Here is a 19557-nt window from a genome sequence, read left to right as displayed (position 1 = left end):
TTTATTTTGGTATGGCCTGTGCCAATAATTAGGACAGAAGGCTGATGCTAAGATTGGATAATATTGACAGAAAAACCTGTGCAGAATGAACCTGGGGGGTCATATAGTCCTGACCTCCCTTTCAGTTCAGTAACTATAATTTAGGTTAAATGTAAAGTTGCGAGGATCTCCATAGTAATTGTGTCTAGTGTTAGCTCGAACCGTCGAATAATATTTTTCATCAGTAAGATTATTCCCCTTAAAGCTAACATCAAAGTTCTCATTGAAGCGATAACCTAACTGAGCTGAAAGTAAGGTGTAGCCGCCTTGCTCCCAGCGATTAGTGCCATCTTCGGCATAAATACTGCTGACAGTGTTAACACCAGCACCAATACGCCATCCTCGGTTGGCATCGTCAGAGAAGTAATAACGTGTCCAAAGTTTGAAATTATGCCGTGGCGTGTCAGGTGATAGCGATATTCCCTCCAAACTTGCATCACGTGTATACTCAGTATCTGTATATGCGTAACCGGCACTTACATCTAAACGAGGTAATGGACTGCCGGAGATCTCTGCTTCAAAGCCACGGCTGCGCGTCTCTCCAAGCGGGATAGAGAAGGCAGAGTTATCGGGGTCTGTGTAGGCTCGGTTCTGATCCTCGATATTGAATACTGCAAGATGCCAATTGAATTCGCCGTCGGATGACCCACCCTTTACACCAGCTTCGATTTGTTCTCCTGTGCGTGGTTTAATAATCTCACCGTTAGATTCGATCTCTGTTTGCGGCTGAAAGATATTTGACATGCTTGTATAAAAGTTAATGCTTGGGGTTATTTCATAGATAGCCCCGTAATAAGGAGTGAATTCGCGACCACTGCCAGCTCTATGGCGCCCCCAATCTCCCTCAGCAAGGTCTGATGTGATGTCATACCAGTCAAGGCGTCCGCCAGTAACGAGTGTCAGGCGTGGTGTGACAGACCAGTTAACTTGCCCATACAGGCTCTCTTGCCTCAAGTCAGAACTGACATATCCAGGATAAAGAGAATATTCATCCGGTTCTGGCAGTTCGTGGGGAGAATAAATGTTTTGGAGGGAGTGCTGATTAAAATAGTCACCTTCTCCGTAAGCATACGGGGTGTAGCTGTCGTTCTTATTGTAGCTGGCCCCCAGAGTGGTAGCATGTTCGGCCTCGAATAGATTGAATGGAGTCGTTAGTCTCGCCTCCAGCGATTCACTCTTAGTTCGATTAGACCAGGAGCTATTACGTGTCAACATATCGCCTGAATCTTCATCAAGCACTAGAGCACCTTCACTGCTTGTGACATTCATTCTATATGTTTCGATCTGGTTAGCTTTTAAACTAAAGAAGCCACCATTATTAAGATAGTGTTCTAGATCAGCAAAATAGCGTGTCGCATTTGCGTGCGAACGATCCCATGACGAACCGAGATAGGTTGAGCGGTCAACATCGAATAAGTTGCCGTTGCTGGCTACGGGCAAACCAGAATGCGGACGGGAGTCCTCTGTTTGTCTAGCGACGCCGACCGATAATGTGGTATCAGGGGTAAAGTCGTACTCCAACGTGCCGTAGCCAATAGCATTTTGTGCATTAACCTCATCGACGAACGACTCTTGTTCATCGTAGACCCCCACAATCCTGCCGCGTAGGCTACCATTCCGTTGAGCGAACCTGTGACGTCAATTGTACTTCGATAGGCGTCCCAAGAGCCGGCAGACAACGACATATCGAAGCCGAAATCTCGCCGGGCGCGTTTGCGTGCCAAGTTGACAGTGCCACTGGGTTCGCCGCTACCCGTGAGTATTCCCGTAGGTCCCCGCATAACCTCAATACGATCATAGAGAGCCGTGTCATAGAGGCCCGTATTGGATAATGAGCCATAAGGTGCTTCAACACGGCTTCCATCCAGCATAAGAGAATCAATATCATAGCCGCGGGATCTGAGTTGATACTGATTTGATCCGTATGACATTACACTAATGCCAGTAGTCTGCTCCATCGCCTCTTTGAGAGAGGTTAAGTTTTGATCGTTGAGCCTTTCGCGGGTCAATACACTGACAGACTGCGGAATATTCTTGATGGCCTGTTCGCTCAAACCGATAGTGCTGCGATCAGTGGTAAAAGAATTGCTGCCCTCGGTAGTTGCTTCTCTAACAGCTTCTCCGATCACTGTTACTGTAGACAGCTCTGACGCATCGTTTGACGGTGCTTGCGAAGCGTTCAGTCTACTCTGTGAGGTAGAAGGACTTTCGGGGCTTCTTGGACTGTCTTGTGCAGTAGCTAGTAGTGGCGTTAGAACAAAGGCGCAATTTATGGAGCCAATTGCAACTGCTAGCGCTCTTTTTTGCAGCGACGATTTGTGCATGGAAATGATACCCTTTGCTTTATGTGTATTTGAAATATAATTGTTATCATTTAGATTTAATGATTGTTGAACCTTTTTGTCAAGCTGTGAGTAGGTAGCATTAGGCTGCACTTCGTTGTCAGAGTCTATTAGGGGAGGTAGCCCCAGCCTATACGCATCAAGCCTTGCAGATATCCTAGCTTGAAGGCCATCGTAGACAGCTTTATGAAGGAGTAGACTTGAATCAATAAGTAATTATTGCGCTAACGACCTTGCAGCTTAAAGGGAAAAACTACTTAGGAGCAGCTTTTGAAGCCTTTCAAGAGACGGTATTTATCAACGTAATTTTTGTGAAGACCATTCATTTATGCAGCTTCCTTCTGCGCTAACTCAGGCCCAGCAGGTTGCCGCTTATCTCGTATCTTCTGACCAGCGTTCCGATTGTGTAGCCAAGGTATGGCGCTTGGGCAGAATAGCCTTATCAAGGCCCTGGTGGCGCTTTGCCTGGGGAGACGGCGTATCCGGCTGTGCTGATACTCAGTGTTGTATCAACAGATGCAGCCCAATCAGGCGACAACTATCCTGGCACCAGGGTCTCGCGTTAGTGCGATCGATTTTGATGCTGCAAGACGCTGAAGCTATTTTATGAATTAAGGCTCATCGATTGCCTCGACCAAAGCATCTGCAAAACGTTGTGCTGAAGGCAATCCTCCAGCAAACCAGAAAGTACCAGGTAGCACGATAAAGTCACCACGCCGAACACTGGGGAGATGCTGCCACATAGAGTTTTGTGTCAGTTGACCTTCGAAATCTGTCGGATGACGAGAGCTAATAATTACCAGTCTTGCATCAATACCTAATAGGGCTTCAATTCCTACCAATGAGTATCCCCATTGATTTGTTGTTTCGTGCCATGCATTGTCAATTCCCAAGCGTTGAGACACGGCCTGTGGCAGGCTGTTTTCGCCAAAAACGCGAACATGTCTTTCCCCCCAGAGCTGGACGAAAAGAAGCGGCGTACCATCATTGCGAAGGAGCTCTTTCAGACTATCTAAGTGCGTATCAGTTTGGTTGATGAGGTGGTTAACCTCTCCCTGCTGCCCTACTAGCTGGCCAAGTCTATAAGTGAAGATCAATAGGCGTTCCCACAAATTCCCATCGCCAGAGTAGGGGTAGCTATCAACAATAGTCACTGGCGATACTGAAGCAAGTCGAGGTTCTAGATTGCTTTGCCAAGGAGCAAGTAATGTCCGGGTTGGCCTGATTTGCTGAAGGAGCTCAATGTTTGGTAATGGAGAGCCAGCCTCAATAATTTTAGAAAGTTCGTAGGTGCCACCTGTCCAAAAGTTGAAAGACTGCCTCTGGCTAATTATGACTGGAGATACTCCTAGCTCGATAAGTGTCTCTGCGATTGGAAGGTCTAAGGCTGTTATTGCTGTAGTGGGCGATGAAGCTGCATAAAGGCTAGATGATATAAATGAGGAAAATATCAAAGAAGTGGCTATCAAGTATGAGAATGAGTGACGGATGATCGCAAAAAAGTTAGACATTGCATTTCCTTTTCAACTATCGCCGTAGTGTAAACGATAATCGTTGGCTTTATCTACTCCTTGGATCTTCCCTAGCTTTGAGGGATAGCAGTGATTGATAAATTGTCTTCTGACGTTTTCAGAAGACAAATAAATTAATAATCTAATTTTATCAATATATTATAGATCGATCAGGTCTGGTGGCTTTTGGGGAGATGGAGCCGTAGCGCCTTGGCAATATCCGCGCGTACCTGATCGGTGGCTTCGGGGGCGATGCTGCCCAGGCGTGCGAAGTCGTGCACCATGCCGGGGTATATGGTCAGTTGGGTATCCACGTTCGCTTCCTGTAAGCGGTTCACGTAGGCAATGCCTTCATCGACCAGGGGATCATGTTCGGCCAGGGCGATAAACGCAGGCGGTAGGTTTTTGAGTTCTGCCGCCTCCAACGGCGCAAAGCGCCAGTCGTGGCGTTCCTCATCGCTATTTAGATAGTGGCCAAACATCCATTGCAGGGTGTCTGCTTCTAGCAGGTAGCCTTGTGCATATCGGCGGTGAGACTCGCTGTCCTGCCAGGCGCTGGTGCAGGGGTAGAGCAAAATCTGGCAGCGTGGAGGGTGCCAACCATTATCACGCGCTGACATGCAAAGAGCCGTGGCTAGGGTTCCCCCTACACTGTCACCACCCACGGCGATACGTGAGGTATTGAGCCCCATCTCTTCGCCATGCTTCAGCAGCCAGCAATAGGCATCTTCAGCGTCGTGAAACGCTGTCGGAAACTTGTGCTCGGGAGCCAACCGATAGTCGACAGCCAACACTGTGTAACCAGTCGCTTGAGCGATGCTCTGGCAGAGCGAATCGTGGGAATCCAGGCTGCCCAGTAGGTAGCCGCCGCCATGGAAGTAGAGCAGGATGGGCGATAAAGACTCCTCGCCTTGGTAGTGGCGTAGTTCAAGGCGATATCCATCTCGGCAGGTGATACTCAGTGCCGTTGCATCGTTAGCTATTGGCTCATCAAGCATCTGTGATGATGCCTCGTAGGCAGCGCGTGCCTGTTCTGGTGAGAGCGAGTGGAAAGGCGGATTGCCGCTATCGGCGATCAGGTCTAAGAAAGCGGCGACATCAGGATGTAAGGACATAATGGGCGTAAGTCTCGGTGTTAGGGGCCGCTTTGGGAGAGCGGCCATGCGTTGATAGTGCTTGGTTAGTCCGTGCTTACCAGTGATGGAGTTGATGCCTCTGACTGGGCTGCTGGTAACGCCTCATTAAGTACTTCACAAATCTCACTCGTCCGTGCCGCCAAAATCGATAGCAGGGTATCGCTCAAACCATGGGTGGGTTCGCAGCTGCCTTGCAGGAAAATAGCCGGTTTAAACTCAGGCTTGGTATAGAGCTGATAGTGGCGGTTAACGGCAAAATCAGGCAGGTAGCCCGCAACAGGGGCCAGTAGCCGTTTATGGGTGTCGCGTACATAGCCGGTGGCTAACACCACGGCGTCGTAGCGGGTGATATCCGTATGGCCAGTCTCCAAATCACGCACGTTTAGCTCGACGCCTTCAGGGCTTGCTTGACTGCCGATAACCTCATGGCGACGGCGGAAGCGGTGGCGGGCCTGACCGGTCACTTTTTGCTGGTAGAACACATCGTAAATTTCCTGAATCAGCGCCAAGTCAGGTGCCGAGTAGTTGGTGCTTTTGTACTCCTGCAGCAGCGCTTCCCGCTGGCCAGTGGGGTTGTTGAACACGTAGTCGGTGTATTCGGGATTGAAAATCTCGTTGACAAAGGGGCTATCGTCCGAGGGTTTAAAGGCCCATGCCCGGCTAATCAAATCCACCTGAATGCCTTCGCGGTTGTGCAGATCAAGGAAGATTTCAGCGGCGCTCTGGCCGGCACCGATAACCGCGATACGTTTGGGGGCATCTTGCTTCGCCAGCTCCCGGAGGTAGTGGCTGGAGTGGAAGACCCGAGGGTCGTTTTTTAGGCCGGCGAAGCATTCAGGCACATTGGGCGCACCCCCCACGCTGATTACCAATGAACGGGTGAGCCTTTCCTGCACCGCGCCACTCTCATCCCGTGAACGCACGCGGAGGTAGGCGACCTCGTCGTTATCAGTTTCGGGCAGCACTTCAAACACCTCCTCTCCATAGGTGCACTGGTGTTCAAAGTGGCTGGCCGTCCAGCTTAGGTAGTCATTGAACTCGTGGCGGCTGGGGAAGAAGGTCTGCAGGTTGATAAAGTCCTGCAGGCGGCCTTTGCTGTGGAGGTAATTGAGGAAGCTGAAACGGCTGCCTGGGTTGCGCGGCGTGACCAGGTCTTTGAGGAAGGAGATCTGCATATGGGCATTTTCCAGCAGCATATGCGGGTGCCAGGCAAAGCAGGGCTGACGCTCAATAAACAAGGCATCCTTCGCTTGCCCTACCTGGCGCTGTTCATCAAGCGCAATGGCCAGGGCAATGTTGGAGGGGCCGAAGCCGATGCCGATCAAGTCGTGAATATGCATAAGAGTCCTCGTGGCTGACGTGTTTATGGGGTGAAACGTGGGTCGGGTCGTGGCGCAGACCCAGGGTGCGGAGGCAGCGGGATCCAGCTGCGCTCGTTAAAAAAGTGTTCGCGAAGCTGCATACCGAGCATGGCCCGCTTATGGGGGAAATCGAACGCCTTCACATGGGCATAACCGCACTGGGCAAGGTTGCGCAGCATCTTGGCGTTATCCACGCGGGGCTCGATCACCAAGCGCTGGGTGCGGCAGTCATCCAGAAACAGATAGTGCGAGATGGAGGGCATCCAGGCAGCCACATAGGGTTGCCCACGAAAAGCAGCCTCGCCGATCAGCACGTGCCAGCCGCGGTCAAAGTCACCGACATCGTAATAAGCGCCGATGCGATCCTCCTTGGCCCAGTAGGTCTCAAAATAGCCAAAGGGCTCGCCGTCGATACAGCCGATCAATGGCACAACGCTGGGGTTCTGGAGCGTGCTCTCCAGCCGCTTGCGATGCTGTTGCAAACCACCCTGCTCTTCCCAGAAGTGAGCGACAACCGGGTCGTTCATCCAGTGGTTGAAGCGTTCAAGGTCAAGCTCCAGGTCAAGCACTCGAAAGCTCAGGGTGGCATCCAGCCAGGGAATATGGCGCTGATAGACCGTGCCACTGGGGCGCGGTGGGCGGCGTGGGTGTCGCTTTCCATTCTCCAATATGGGCTGCTGCGGGTAAGGGCGCGTGGGGGGCGAGTTAAGCCAAAGTGTGGGTAACTGCCAAATTAACTCGGCATAGGCCCAGAGTTCCCCATGGCTATCTTTAACCGCGATGCCGGCGGCACAAAGGTTAGCGTGCAAAACACTAGGTAGCTGAAGGCGTAGCGCAACATTGGCCGGGTAAAAGGCAAAAGCCCCTTCGATAGCGGCAAGCAATGCCGTGCGAGGTGGCGCGGAGCGATGCGGCCAGCACAGCGCCAAGCTGTGGTTATCATCCACCAGTGCCCATTCCAGTTGCTCTTGGTCATTCTTCACGTGAAGTGACTGGGTGGTAAGGTCGTAGGTGACTTGATAGTCGTAGCCCTCGGGGCGTGAGAGCAGCGAGGCCACCGCGTGGCTTTCAGTTGGTGCGTGTACCTGTGGTTGTGCCTGGATAGAACTGGACACCGCTAAGCTCCTATCAATAAGAACGAATCAAAGAAACGAATTAAAATCACCCCGCCGGAGGGCGGCGTTACTGACTTCCTTATCTAAAGACGAATGAGAATGAGGCTTGTTTACATAAATATTGGTTAACTTTTTGCGTGAGCGGTTCGTCATTAGAGATAGGTCTCGATTTCCAGTCGTTTTTTCTAATCGCTTTCCAATGAGGTGAATGTGCTTCCCTATCTGATTCGTCGAACCCGCGGGTTGATGACCGCTGCTGCGCTGGCCAGCATTCTCTCGGGGCTTTTCAGCGTGCTGCTGATTGCCCAAATCAATGCGGCGTTAAACAGTGATGCCGCCAGCCGTGCCAATGCGGCTTGGGGCTTCGCGGGGATTGCTGTGGCCCTAATGGTCTGTCGGATGGTGTCGACGGCGCTGTTTGAGCGGTTGGGGCAGCGTGCTCTGGCCGAGTTGCGCAGTTTTGTCGCCCAGTGCGTGGCCGAGACCCCCTTTGCTCGGTTCGAGCGTGTTGGTAGCGCGCGGATCCAGTCGGCGCTCACCGAGCACAGCAACAATGTGGCGGTACTGTTCGTTAGCTTGCCGGTGATTTTGACCAATACGGTTATCGTGGTGGGGTGCTTGGGCTACCTGGCAATGCTCTCATGGCAGGTGTTTTTATTTGCACTTGGGGTGATTGGGCTGGGCGCTGTCGGCTACCATCTGGTGCACTTACGCGCTATTCATTACCTCCAGGATGCCTCGTCAGAGCAGGATCGCTTGTTTGGACATTTCCGCGCGCTGACCGATGGTGCAAAAGAGTTGCGGCTACACCAACGCAAGAGCCGGGTCTTTATGGATCAGATATTGGGGGAGTCGGTTGAAGGCGTGCGGCGGCTGCGTACCTATGGCATGTCGCTGTTCGTGATCTCGACCAGTTGGGGGCAGTTCCTGATGTACGCCTTTATCGGTCTGGTGCTGTTTGTGTTGGCGGGCGATGGGCCTAACCAAACCCAGGTAATGACCGGATTTGCCCTGGTGTTTGTGTTTATGGTGACCCCCCTTGAAGGCTTGCTGATCAATATCCCGCGGATCAATATGGCGCGGGTAGCTGCTAGTCGAATTGATGACATCACACGCGAGATGCCCCAGGGGCAGGAGAGACAAGCGACTACCCAGACTACCCAGGTGCCTGCTTTGCAGCATCTTGAGTTGCGCGAAGTCACCCATCAGTACTACCACGAGCAGAGCGATGACTTCTTTGAGTTGGGGCCGATTGATCTGAGCTTTACGCCGGGGGAAGTGGTGTTTCTGGTGGGGGGCAACGGTAGCGGTAAGACCACGCTGGCCAAAGTGGTAGTGGGGCTTTACCCGCCGGAAGGTGGCGAGGTGTTGCTCAATGGCGAACGTGTCGAGGCGGATAGTTGGGATGCCTACCGGCAGCTCTTCTCGGTGGTGTTCTCGGACTTCCATCTCTTTGAGCGCCTGTTAGAAGCGCCGCGGGAAGGCTTGGACGAGGAGGGTAATCGCCTGCTGGCCAAGTTGCACCTGCAGCACAAGGTGCGGGTTGAAAACGGTGCGTTCACCACCCAAGCACTCTCTCAGGGGCAACGTAAGCGCTTGGCGCTTGTCGTGGCCTACCTTGAGGATCGGCCTTTCTTGGTGTTTGACGAGTGGGCGGCGGATCAGGATCCGTTATTCAAAGAGGTGTTTTACTGCGAGGTATTGCCCGAGCTAAAACGCATGGGCAAGGCAGTGCTGGTCATCACCCACGATGACCGCTATTTCCACCTCGCGGATCGGTTGGTGCGGCTAGAAAGCGGTAAGTTGTTGGCTGCCGTGCCTGAGGCTGTCAGAGAGCCGAAAGCGGCCCACTCACCGGTCATTTGAGCCAGCCATACGTGCCAAAACCTTATCCTTGAGCCAAAAGCGGTGAATCAGCGCTATCGCGATGTGGCCGATGACTAATCCTAATAGTAGCCATGAGAGCGGGCCGTGGAGAAGATCGGCGGGGGCGATCATCCAGATGATGTCGCGCTCGGCTTCTGGTAGTAGTTCCAGGCCATAAAAGCGCAGCGCTCCGCCGCGCCCATATTGGCGCAAAATAGCGAAAGCGGGCAGCCACAATAACAGCCCATAAAATGTGACATGGACGACGCGCGCCATGTGCCCACCCAGCCCTGGCGCTTGTGGCGGGCGCTGCTTGCGGTTAAGCCATGCCCAGCCAAGCCGGGCCAGGGTGACGGTCAGCATTAGAAAGCCTAATGAACCGTGGGGCCCGATACTCGCTAAGAGAAGCGTGATACTGCTTTCGCCTATTCCTCGCCACGCCAACAAAACGGTAAATTGCAGTGTGACTAGGGCTGCGGTTAGCCAATGCAGTGCCCGGCTGACCCGCCCATAGCGGTTTGGGCTGTCTCGCCAGCGCAAAGACGCATGAGCTGATGAACTTATGTGGTCATTGCTCAATGTCGTGTTGTTTGCCATTCCCTTAACCATTGGCTTTGCCCTGGCGCCAGTAGCCCATGCTGGTAACGTACTGCTTAGGGAGCCCACACTCGTTGACCAAATAGCGACGCAGCTTCATGGCGACCTTGGTTTCAGCGGCGATCCAGGTGTAGAAGGGTGCACTGTCGTCCAGGGTGGCGGGTTCCCAGAGCGGGGCATTTTCATCCTGGTCTAGTTCATCATGGCTGGGTGCTCCTTCACTGCCTTCATTCTCGCAGCCGCTGCTCGCGGTTAAAGGAGTGCCCCCTAGTGCAACAATCTCTTGCTGCAAATCGATATCGCGCAGCGCTCTCATCAGTAGCTCACCATGCTGGCATCCGGGCTCGGCATCGCGGGCCAGCCAGTGCAGCTTGGCGGCTTGGGGAAGCGGCTGGACATCATCTCTATGGGGGACTTCGAGAAGGGCTTCGACCTTGGGTTTTAGGGGTAAGCCATCAAGGGTTTCCAGAATGCCTGCCGCGGCGGGAAGAGCGGTTTCATCAGCGATGATAAGAATACGGCGCACACCTTGGGGTGGCTTCCACTCGTAACCCTGTTTTGGACCTTCCGCATTGGCGGCTGGGGCCGTCATGGCAAGGCGATCACCTGGACGGGCGTACATTGCCCAGCGCGATGCAGGGCCGTTATCGCCATGGAGTACAAACTCTATATCCACCTCAGCCTGCTCTGAGCGTAGGGCGCGAATGGTGTAGGTGCGCGCAGAGGGGCGGTGGTTATCCGGCAATGCACGGTAGGCGCCGTACCAATCGTGCTCTTCCAGCTTGGCAATCTCGAACAACGGGTCGAGATTGCCGCCGCCTTCAGGAAAGAACAGCTTGACGCGTTGATCTGGTGCGTAGGTCGCCATTTGACGGACATCAGGGCCAGTAAATGTGAATTTAACTAACGAGGCGCTGACCTGGGTACGCCGAGCGAGAGTGATATCAAAAAGCTGGTAGCTTTGCTTGGCCGCCATGGTAACTGTCTCCTTTAATAAAGGCGCCAATTGTAGTGCTAATCGTTATCATTTAGAATCCTTATTAATCATTCCATTACCTACTTTCAGATACTTTTAAGGCTAATAAAATGACGCTGTTGCTTATCGCGCCCCGCATGGCGTTATGTTCGTCTAACAAAAAAGAGTATTCGCTATGTTAGGCGCCGGACAATTTGCCCAGAGAATGGGGACGATGTCGCCCGCTAAAGCCTGCTTATTGCTTAGTCTGCCAATGGTGGTGCTGTTTTGGGTGGAGCTGCAAGGCCAAGGCGGTTTTGCACGGGGCTTACAGGCATTAGTAGCCCCTTCTTTTGAGAACGTTGACGAGCTGCTGCTTTACTACGCTTGGTGGCCGCGCCTCTCTATCGCCCTGCTCGCTGGGGGCGGCTTGGGGTTGGCAGGCGTGCTCATGCAGCAGGTGCTGCGCAACCCGTTGGCTTCGCCCACCACCCTAGGGGTGGCATCGGGCGCTAACCTGGCGTTGATGACCGCCACCTTGCTGGCGCCGGGGCTGCTTGTCGCCGGGCGCGAATGGGTCGCCTTATTGGGCGGTGCGCTAGCGGTTGGATTAGTGTTTCTGCTCTCCTGGCGGCGTGGGTTGGCGCCGATCGTGGTGGTGCTGGCGGGCTTGGTGGTCAATCTGTACTTGGGGGCGCTCTCTACGGCACTGTTATTGTTTAACCACGAGGCGCTCTCGGGACTACTTATCTGGGGCGCGGGATCGCTGGCGCAAAATGGTTGGGACGGGGTTGCGGTACTCTGGCCCCGGCTGGCGATTAGCTGCGTGGCCGCGTGGTTTTTGCTGCGCCCTTTGGCGGTGCTGGAACTTGATGATGCGAGCGCCAAGAGCCTGGGCGTCTCACTTGCCTATTTACGCTTTGCAGGAATGGGGTTGGCGGTATTTATTACCGGCAGCATTGTTAGCGTGGTGGGCATCATCGGCTTTATCGGCCTGGCAGCGCCCAATATTGTACGCATGGCCGGCGCGCGACGCTTAGGTGCGAGGTTGCTTTGGTCGACGTTGTTGGGAGCCGTGTTGTTGGCCACCACTGATCTGTTGCTGCAGCAGTTCTCTGGTATGGCTGCAGCCTTTATTCCCACCGGGGCGATTACCGGTGCTTTGGGAGCACCTCTTTTAATGTGGCTGATTCCACGCCTAAAACTTCAGGGCGACCAGCCGCCGAAAGGGGCCGGGGTTTTTGCACATCGTCATCCTGCGCCGTCACGTTTAGCCACCGGATTACTGCTGGCGTTACTGGGTGCAACGGTTCTTGGCTTGCTGTTTGGGCAGGGCGTAGACGGCTGGTATTGGCTGGCGCCCAATAACTGGAATGTCATGCAGTGGCGCATGCCCCGCGTGATGGCGGCCGCGGCTAGTGGGTTAATGTTGGCAATTGCGGGCACGATTCTTCAGCGCCTTTCCGCTAACCCGATGGCCAGTCCCGAAGTATTAGGGATTAGCGGTGGCTGTGCCATTGCGCTGATACTGGGAATTTTCCTGCTACCTGCACCCACCAATATGATGTTGATTGTCGTGGGTACCCTAGGGGCTTTCGCGACGCTGCTGGTGTTGGTGGGTATTAATCGCAAGAGTGGTTATCTCCCCGAACGTTTGCTGCTTACCGGGGTGGCGGTCAGTGCTCTGTTTGATGCAGTGCGCAGCGTGATGCTGGCGGGTGGCGACCCTAGAGGTCAGCAGGTGATTGCTTGGCTTGCGGGTTCTACGTATTACGTGGATGTTACCAATGCGATAGTCGTAGGGGGTATTGCAGCCGTGCTGGCGTTGGTTACGCTGCCCTTCACTCGCTGGCTGGATATCCTGCCATTAGGCGCACCAACGGCGAAGGCTCTTGGAGTGTCGCTCAATCGGGCCCGTTTGGCCCTGCTGTTATTGGTGGCGCTGCTAACCGCCTGTGCCACGTTGGTGGTGGGGCCGCTTTCGTTTATTGGCCTGCTGGCACCGCATATGGCGCGTTTGGTGGGCTTCTCCAAGGCTAGACAGCATCTGCTGGGAGCGGCGTTAATCGGTATGCTGCTGATGGTGCTGGCCGATTGGGTGGGGCGTCAGATTATTTTTCCCTATGAGATTCCTGCAGGATTGGTTGCTTCGTTGATTGGCGGTGCCTACTTCATGTGGGGGCTGCGGCGGCTATGAGAGAGGCAGCGAGTGCGCTATCGGTCGTGAACCCAGCAGACGCGTTGCTGGCGCTCTACCGTCAGCCGCCGTTGAATAACTTAAAAGCGCCCTGCTTTGGTCGGCCTGATGTTCCTACGCTGGGAGCCTCGGAACTGCTGGATCGGGAGGTGCTAAACGCGCAGTTGGCCCGTTATCGCCGATACCACGGTGACGATGCCGACTTTCTGGCAGTCGCTTCGCTGTGGTCGAAATTTCATTTCGGCAGCGTCTCAATTCCGACTCTGGTGGCCAATTTGTTGTTGGGCTACGACTTGCCGGTGGGTGGGGATGAGTTACGGCTGGCATTGGATGATCACGGCCTGACAACGCGTGTCTGGCTGCCTCACGGTGGCGAACCGTTGGCTTCTAACGCACTCCAGGCGCGCTTCAGCCGTCTATTCGATGACCACTGTGCGCCGCTTATTGACGCGCTGGCCGAGGTCTCTGGGCTTTCTGCCAAGGTGTTCTGGAGCAATCTCGGCCATTATGTGGAATTTGTGGGCAGAACCTGCTCACAGCATCCTGCGTTTATCGGCGCTGGTGAGCCACTGCTGGATTATCTTGCTACCCAGACATTAGCAAACGGGCGGCGCAACACGCTTTACCAGCCGGTGCGCTACCTGGAACTCGGCGGAGAAACGCCTGCTCGCGTGCGGCGGCTGTGCTGTATCAAGTATCGGTTACCTGGGGAGCCACTGTGCGGCGGCTGCCCGCTGAAACCTGAAAATCGTCCGGCTAAGCGCCAGCGCTAGCGGTGCGCCATCCCACCTTTTGAATCGCCAGGAGATCTATTGCATGGAGCTATTGAGGATTGTATGGCGTGATTACCGCTGGCCGTTTGTCGGTGTAGTGCTTCTTAGTTTGACAAGCGCTGGCCTGGGTATTGGTGTCATCGCTTTTATTAATCAACGATTGCTGGGCTCGTTCGCCGACCCCTGGCGCATTCTGCCTGAGTTTCTGGGGCTGATAGCATTATTACTGGTTATTACCCTGGCGTCACAATTGGCGCTGACCACGCTGGGCCATCATTTCGTCTACCGGCTGCGGGGGCAGTTGGTTAAGCGAATACTGGATACCAGCATTGAGCGCGCCGAGCAGATTGGCAGTGCGCGTTTGTTAGCGAGTCTCTCCACCGACGTAAGCTCAGTGACCGTTGCGTTTATACGCTTGCCGGAACTGGTGCAGGGCGGGGTGCTGACGGTAGGTGCTACGCTTTACTTGGCATGGCTTTCGCCTACCATGCTGGGCGTCACCGCGCTTTGGGTGATCGTGACGGTTTTAATTGGCATACGCCTGGTGGCTCGTGTCTATGGGCATATGGCCAAACTTCGCGAGATACAGGATCGTCTCTATGCGGATTATCAGGCGGTTATTGAGGGGCGCAAAGAGCTGGCGCTCAACCGCGACCGCGCCGAATGGCTGTATCGAGATGTCTATACGCCTAACGCAAAGGATTGTCGGCGCCATTTTATTCTTGGAGATACCTACCATCTAAGCGCGGTGAACTGGTTCAACATCATGATGCTCGGGGCCATTGGTGTGGCGTTCTTTTTGGCCAACGGTTTGGGATGGGCATCGGTACAGGTCGCCACTACCTTTTCACTTACGCTGCTGTTTTTACGCGCGCCGCTTATCCAAGCGATCGGTGCTTTTCCGACGCTGATTAACGCTCGTGTGGCATTCGAAAAGATCAGCAGTTTAGACTTGGCCGAGCATCGTGAGGCATTCGGGCACTCTGCGTTGCGTCATGACTGGCAAGCGCTGATCCTGAAGCAAGTTAGTTATCGTTATCCAGATGAAGAATCCCGGCCGGGCTTTGCTATCGGCCCTATCGACCTGACCTTGAGACGAGGCGAGGTGGTGTTCCTGATCGGCGGTAACGGCAGTGGAAAATCGACGTTGGCGAGGCTGCTTACCGGGCTTTATCAGCCCCAAAGCGGCTGTGTACAGGTTGATGGAAGGCCGCTGGAGGAGGACGACTGGACGCGCTATCGCCAGCACTTCTCGGCGATTTACACCGACCTGCATCTGTTTGACCGCCTGATGGGGCCAGCTGGCGAGTCACCTGACCCGGCGCTGATGGAAGAGTGGCTTGCCGCACTGGGCATGCATAGCAAACTCGATTTCGACGGCGGCCGTATCACCAATATCAATCTCTCTCAGGGGCAGCGCAAGCGTCTGGCGATGCTGCTGGCAGTCGCTGAACAACGCGACCTGCTGCTGCTTGACGAGTGGGCCGCCGACCAAGACCCCCAATTCCGCCGCGTTTTTTACCGTGAGCTATTGCCGAAGCTTAAGGCGCTGGGAAAGACAGTAGTCGTCATCAGCCATGACGATCACTACTTCGATCAAGCTGACCGCCTGCTGGAAATGCGCCAGGGGCAGTTGGTAGAGCTTACCGGTGAGCAGCGAGAAGCGGCCAGCCGCGATGCAGTGGCCCAGGTAAGCGGGTAAGCGGGTAAGTGAGGCTGAAATATCATGGTTTAAGGGGGCAAGGATTTTGTTTTACAAGCCTCGCTACTCTAAGTGATCAGCCACCTACTGCTGTTTAAAATACGCCTCCATCACCTCAAGCACTTTATCGATATCGGCATCGTCAATATCACGGTGAACGACAAGGCGCGTGGCATATAAAAGCTCAATTAAAATGCCGTGCCCTTTAAGCCAGGTTGAAAGAGGCGCTACGTGTTCGTCTGGAATGCTTACAAACACCATATTGGTGGCTTGAGAGGTAATCTCGACGCCCGGTAGCGCGGCCAAACCTTGTGCTAAACGTGTGGCACGCTGATGATCTTTTGCCAAGTCATCCATATGATGATCCAAAGCATACTGGCATGCCGCCGCAATAATTCCTGCCTGGCGCATACCGCCACCCACAACTTTGCGCCAGCGCCGGGCGCGTTCGATAAACGCCTGAGAGCCTACCAGGGCAGAGCCAATGGGCGTTCCCATTCCTTTTGAAAAGCATAGTGAGACACTGTCGAACGGCGTGCAAAGCTGTTCCAACGACGCTTGAGACGCCACCGCGGCGTTAAACAGGCGTGCGCCATCCAGATGCGTTGATAAACCGCGCGAGCGGGCAAATTCGGTTGCCTGGCGCACGTAATCTTCAGGCAGCACCTTGCCGCCAATGGTGTTTTCCAGTGTTAAAAGGCGCGTGCGGGCAAAGTGAAAATCATCGGCTTTAATCGCCGCGCTGATTTTTTCCAGTGGTAGGCTGCCGTCGCTGGCGTTCTCAATGGGCTGCGGCTGAATGCTGCCCAGCACGGCGGCGCCACCCCCCTCGTAACGATAGGTGTGAGCGGATTGGCCCACGATATACTCATCACCGCGTTCGCAGTGGGCCATCAGGCCGACTAGATTGCTCTGTGTGCCGCTGGGGAAAAGCAGCGCCGCCTGCTTGCCGGTGATCGCTGCCAGGTTTTTCTGAAACGCATTTACCGTCGGGTCATCACCCCAAACATCGTCGCCTACCTGTGCACTCATCATGGCTTCCAGCATGGCCGGGGACGGGCGAGTTACCGTATCGCTACGTAAATCAATCATGAAATGTTCCTTTTATAAATAAGTGATTTCTACGACAAGCAACTATTGTTAAAGCTATCGATACCACACTCTGTAAAGGGAAGAAGATGGATCTTAAAAGCGGCTATCCGTTTTGGGCAGTAAAAAATGGTTTGTTGGCTACTTTCCCACAGCTAACCCATGACCATCAATGTGACGTAGCGGTGATTGGTGGCGGGATTACCGGAGCACTGATTGCCAATGAGCTAAGTCAGCATGGCCACCACGTGGTGGTACTCGAGCGTCGAGACATCGGCTGGGGGAGTACGGCGGCGAGTACCGCGCTGTTGCAGTATGAAATTGATACTCATATGAGCGAGCTTGCCGAGCGTTACGGTGAGGCGAATGCGGTACTTGCCTATCGCGCCTGTGCCGAGTCGATTCTTGAGCTTGAGGCCTTGGCGCTTGGGCTGGAAGACGTAGAGTTTGAGCGCCAAAAAAGCCTCTATTTTGCAAGCAACGAAGACGACGTCGCATCTTTAAAAGCGGAGCTGCTGCTACGTAATAAAAACGGCTTTGAGGCCAGCTGGCTGGAGCGAGCAGCGCTTATAGAACGCTATGGTTTCGACGCGCCTGGGGCTATTTTAACGGAGCTTGCGGCAAGCATGGATCCTTATCGAATGGCCTATCAGCTGTTTAGCAAGATAGCCACACGGGACAGCGAGGTGTATGACCGTACCCAGGTTGAGCGCATGACCCAGCATGACCAGCATATAGCGCTTACGCTAACTAATGGCGCAACGCTCACCTGTCAGCAGGTAGTGGTTGCTGCAGGCTATGAGTCCCAGGCGTGGCTGCCTGAACCCGTGGCGAAAAATCGCAGCAGCTATGCGTTTATTACCGACCCGCTGACGCCTGAAATGCTGGGTGAGCTACAACATACGCTAGTCTGGGAATCGGCGCGGCCGTATCTTTATCTGCGTACCACTCAAAATGGGCGCCTGCTGGTGGGTGGGGATGATGACGAGCAGGATATCCCCAATCGCCGCGATGACCGGGTACTGGAAAAAGCCCAAGGGCTGGCTGATAAGGTAAAGGCACTTTGGCCGTCATTAACAATTAATCCTACTTTTAGCTGGGCGGGCACGTTTGCTGAAACAAGCGACGGACTGCCTTATTTTGGCCCTCACGATGCCCATGGACCCAACGTGCATTTTGCCATGGCTTATGGCGGCAACGGCATTAGCTACAGCATGATCGGCGCAAAATTATTGCGTGCGTTAATTGAGGGGAAAGAGCATCCTTTAGCCGAGCTATTTTCTTTTAAACGCCATGTTTAAACCACGTTGTGGCTATTTGAGTTATTACGACAGTCAATAACCACTACACGATGAGAGCAGTATCCATGAGCCATCTACTTTTTTTACGTGCGCTGGAACGTAGTGACCTACGTTTCGTGCATGAGTTAAATAATAATCAAAGCATTATGTCTTACTGGTTTGAGGAGCCATACGAGTCGTTTGATGAGCTAGAAGAGCTTTATAATAAGCATATTCATGACAATGCCGAGCGACGCTTTGTAGCCGAAGATAGTGCCGGTGTGGCTATTGGGTTGGTGGAGCTGATTGAAATCGACTACATCCATCGTAGCGCTGAATTTCAAATCATTATTACGCCAGACCATCAAGGAAAAGGCTTTGCTCGCTCACTGATCCGTCAAGCCTTGCATTATTCCTTTACTATTTTAAATATTCATAAGGTGTTTTTAATTGTGGCAGTGGAAAATGTCAAAGCAATCCACCTTTACGAAGAGAGCGGGTTTATCGAAGAAGGACACTTGGTTCAGGAGTTCTTTATCAATGGCAAATACCGCGATGTAAAGCGCATGTATATTCTGCAGGATACTTATTTGACGCAGTTGGAGGAATAGTAAGAGAGGAGCAGTAAAGTAGTGTGAAAGTGCTTTTTAAATATATGATAATGAAATTTTATAAATTAATATAAAGCATTAAATGTGAAGAGAATGTCAATTATTAAGTCGTGTTGGTTTTTTAGATCGGTATGCGAGTTGATTAAACGATTTTTTAATTGAGGTGTTATACATCATAAAGCAGTACTCCTGCCATCAGCATCGTGGCTATCTGGCAGGAGTAAATAAACGATTGCTTAATTAAGCGTGGTTTCTAAGCGACTCGCACGATCGCCAGCGGCTGGGTGGCTAGAAAAGAAGCTACTATTATTACCATATTTGGCTTCAAGTTTGCGCAGCGCAGTGATTGAGGCCTCAGCATCCATATTATGCTCCTGTAGAAGCTCAATGGCATAGTCATCAGCTTCATTTTCCTGACGCTGAGAGAACTGGGCATTAATAAGCTTTTCTCCTAAATCGCCAAGTTCAGAAGTAGATAGGACGGCGGCGGTGCTGCTGCCGCTTGAAGCCGCAGCTTCACGTGCCGCAGACGCAGCGTAAGCGACCTGGAAAGCCCGCTTGGAGTGTCCTAAAGCGACATGGCCTATTTCATGAGCAATAACGTAACGCACCTCATCGTCGGTCATTTCGTCCATTAACCCACTGTATAACCGGATGGAACCATTGGGCACTGCAAACGCATTAATTTCGGAGACCTGATAAACGTTAAAATCGAGCGTATGGCCTTCAACAACTTCCCAGCCTTGAGTCAGATTTTGCAAACGCTCGGCATACGGGCTGTTAGTGGCAACAAGCTGGTTTTCATTATCAAGTTGGGCAATGGTTTGATCACCCATTTGCTGTATTTGCTGGTCTGACATCATGGCGGCGCCCGCCATATTGGTGCCCGCTGATACAAGACCGCCAAAATCAGCGCCTGATTGGCAGCCGCTAATAGCAAATGTTGCCGCTAAACTTAAAGCACAAAATGTTTTACGCCCTAG

The 19557-nt window shown here is 53.2% G+C and carries 15 protein-coding genes and 1 pseudogene; 6 read left to right on the top strand and 10 right to left on the bottom strand.

The features are described 5' to 3' along the window. Window positions 1–126: 126 nt before the first annotated feature. From ACT3XD_RS17815 to ACT3XD_RS17790, 6 genes and pseudogenes are all read right to left on the bottom strand, one after another. A complete protein-coding gene (locus ACT3XD_RS17815) occupies window positions 127–1632 on the bottom strand; it encodes a TonB-dependent siderophore receptor (protein ID WP_192539496.1) in 1506 nt (501 codons plus the stop codon). Window positions 1633–1829: 197 nt separating this feature from the next. Then, window positions 1830–2363: pseudogene (locus tag ACT3XD_RS17810) on the bottom strand (TonB-dependent receptor plug domain-containing protein); the annotation flags it as partial. 629 nt (window positions 2364–2992) lie between these two features. Further along, a complete protein-coding gene (locus tag ACT3XD_RS17805; RefSeq protein WP_192539497.1) occupies window positions 2993–3892 on the bottom strand; it encodes an ABC transporter substrate-binding protein in 900 nt (299 codons plus the stop codon). Between the two features lie 170 nt (window positions 3893–4062). Then, window positions 4063–5007, bottom strand: a complete 945-nt coding sequence (locus ACT3XD_RS17800) for an alpha/beta hydrolase (protein WP_192539498.1) — start codon at window positions 5005–5007, stop codon at window positions 4063–4065. Window positions 5008–5072: 65 nt separating this feature from the next. Then, on the bottom strand, window positions 5073–6368 hold the full coding sequence (locus ACT3XD_RS17795; protein WP_192539499.1) for a lysine N(6)-hydroxylase/L-ornithine N(5)-oxygenase family protein: 1296 nt from the start codon (window positions 6366–6368) through the stop codon (window positions 5073–5075). 23 nt (window positions 6369–6391) lie between these two features. Then, window positions 6392–7504: a GNAT family N-acetyltransferase gene (locus tag ACT3XD_RS17790; protein WP_192539500.1), complete on the bottom strand. Its 1113-nt coding sequence runs from the start codon at window positions 7502–7504 to the stop codon at window positions 6392–6394. A 210-nt stretch (window positions 7505–7714) separates the two neighbouring features. Between ACT3XD_RS17790 and ACT3XD_RS17785 the strand changes: the two genes are divergently transcribed. Beyond that, on the top strand, window positions 7715–9370 hold the full coding sequence (locus ACT3XD_RS17785; protein ID WP_192539501.1) for a cyclic peptide export ABC transporter: 1656 nt from the start codon (window positions 7715–7717) through the stop codon (window positions 9368–9370). Here the strand turns inward: ACT3XD_RS17785 and ACT3XD_RS17780 are convergent. Together ACT3XD_RS17780 and ACT3XD_RS17775 are read right to left on the bottom strand one after the other, a co-directional pair. Then, window positions 9356–9967: a cytochrome b gene (locus tag ACT3XD_RS17780; protein ID WP_225736306.1), complete on the bottom strand. Its 612-nt coding sequence runs from the start codon at window positions 9965–9967 to the stop codon at window positions 9356–9358. The genes ACT3XD_RS17785 and ACT3XD_RS17780 overlap by 15 nt on opposite strands. Window positions 9968–9971: 4 nt before the next feature. Further along, window positions 9972–10943 carry a siderophore-interacting protein gene (locus tag ACT3XD_RS17775; RefSeq protein ID WP_192539503.1) on the bottom strand — a complete coding sequence of 324 codons (972 nt, stop codon included), beginning with the start codon at window positions 10941–10943 and terminating at the stop codon, window positions 9972–9974. Between the two features lie 175 nt (window positions 10944–11118). Here ACT3XD_RS17775 and fhuB point away from each other — a divergent pair, with 175 nt between their 5' ends. The 3 genes from fhuB to ACT3XD_RS17760 are packed head-to-tail and all read left to right on the top strand — an operon-like array spanning window position 11119 to window position 15594. Continuing rightward, window positions 11119–13119 (top strand): Fe(3+)-hydroxamate ABC transporter permease FhuB, encoded by a 2001-nt coding sequence (gene fhuB / locus ACT3XD_RS17770; RefSeq protein WP_192539504.1) that lies wholly within the window; start codon window positions 11119–11121, stop codon window positions 13117–13119. Beyond that, a complete protein-coding gene (fhuF, locus tag ACT3XD_RS17765) occupies window positions 13116–13892 on the top strand; it encodes a siderophore-iron reductase FhuF (RefSeq protein WP_192539505.1) in 777 nt (258 codons plus the stop codon). Before fhuB ends, fhuF begins: the two co-directional genes overlap by 4 nt. 43 nt (window positions 13893–13935) lie before the next feature. Beyond that, on the top strand, window positions 13936–15594 hold the full coding sequence (locus tag ACT3XD_RS17760; RefSeq protein ID WP_192539506.1) for a multidrug ABC transporter permease/ATP-binding protein: 1659 nt from the start codon (window positions 13936–13938) through the stop codon (window positions 15592–15594). An 84-nt stretch (window positions 15595–15678) separates the two neighbouring features. Here ACT3XD_RS17760 and ltaE read toward each other — a convergent pair whose 3' ends face one another. Then, window positions 15679–16686: a low-specificity L-threonine aldolase gene (gene ltaE, locus ACT3XD_RS17755; protein ID WP_192539507.1), complete on the bottom strand. Its 1008-nt coding sequence runs from the start codon at window positions 16684–16686 to the stop codon at window positions 15679–15681. A gap of 86 nt (window positions 16687–16772) precedes the next feature. Between ltaE and ACT3XD_RS17750 the strand changes: the two genes are divergently transcribed. Next, window positions 16773–17984 (top strand): NAD(P)/FAD-dependent oxidoreductase, encoded by a 1212-nt coding sequence (locus ACT3XD_RS17750; RefSeq protein ID WP_192539508.1) that lies wholly within the window; start codon window positions 16773–16775, stop codon window positions 17982–17984. 65 nt (window positions 17985–18049) lie between these two features. After that, entirely contained in the window at window positions 18050–18574 is a 525-nt protein-coding gene (speG, locus tag ACT3XD_RS17745) for a spermidine N1-acetyltransferase (protein ID WP_192539509.1), read from the top strand. Between the two features lie 236 nt (window positions 18575–18810). On the opposite strand, the gene ACT3XD_RS17740 is transcribed toward speG, so the two are convergent. Further along, on the bottom strand, window positions 18811–19557 hold a 747-nt coding region (locus ACT3XD_RS17740), incomplete at its 5' end, for a M48 family metalloprotease (protein WP_444280624.1).

The organism is Halomonas sp. AOP7-B1-5 (assembly GCF_052353045.1).
GTDB lineage: Bacteria > Pseudomonadota > Gammaproteobacteria > Pseudomonadales > Halomonadaceae > Vreelandella > Vreelandella colorata.
This window is presented reverse-complemented; position numbering and strand designations above follow the sequence as displayed.

Excerpts from the sequence above, each read along its gene's own strand:
- fhuB (WP_192539504.1), top strand. The coding sequence starts at position 11,119 with ATGTTAGGCGCCGGACAATTTGCCCAGAGAATGGGGACGATGTCGCCC.
- ltaE (WP_192539507.1), bottom strand. The coding sequence starts at position 16,686 with ATGATTGATTTACGTAGCGATACGGTAACTCGCCCGTCCCCGGCCATG.
- ACT3XD_RS17760 (WP_192539506.1), top strand. The coding sequence starts at position 13,936 with ATGGAGCTATTGAGGATTGTATGGCGTGATTACCGCTGGCCGTTTGTC.
- fhuF (WP_192539505.1), top strand. The coding sequence starts at position 13,116 with ATGAGAGAGGCAGCGAGTGCGCTATCGGTCGTGAACCCAGCAGACGCG.
- ACT3XD_RS17775 (WP_192539503.1), bottom strand. The coding sequence starts at position 10,943 with ATGGCGGCCAAGCAAAGCTACCAGCTTTTTGATATCACTCTCGCTCGG.
- ACT3XD_RS17750 (WP_192539508.1), top strand. The coding sequence starts at position 16,773 with ATGGATCTTAAAAGCGGCTATCCGTTTTGGGCAGTAAAAAATGGTTTG.
- ACT3XD_RS17780 (WP_225736306.1), bottom strand. The coding sequence starts at position 9,967 with ATGGCAAACAACACGACATTGAGCAATGACCACATAAGTTCATCAGCT.
- speG (WP_192539509.1), top strand. The coding sequence starts at position 18,050 with ATGAGCCATCTACTTTTTTTACGTGCGCTGGAACGTAGTGACCTACGT.
- ACT3XD_RS17800 (WP_192539498.1), bottom strand. The coding sequence starts at position 5,007 with ATGTCCTTACATCCTGATGTCGCCGCTTTCTTAGACCTGATCGCCGAT.
- ACT3XD_RS17795 (WP_192539499.1), bottom strand. The coding sequence starts at position 6,368 with ATGCATATTCACGACTTGATCGGCATCGGCTTCGGCCCCTCCAACATT.
- ACT3XD_RS17805 (WP_192539497.1), bottom strand. The coding sequence starts at position 3,892 with ATGTCTAACTTTTTTGCGATCATCCGTCACTCATTCTCATACTTGATA.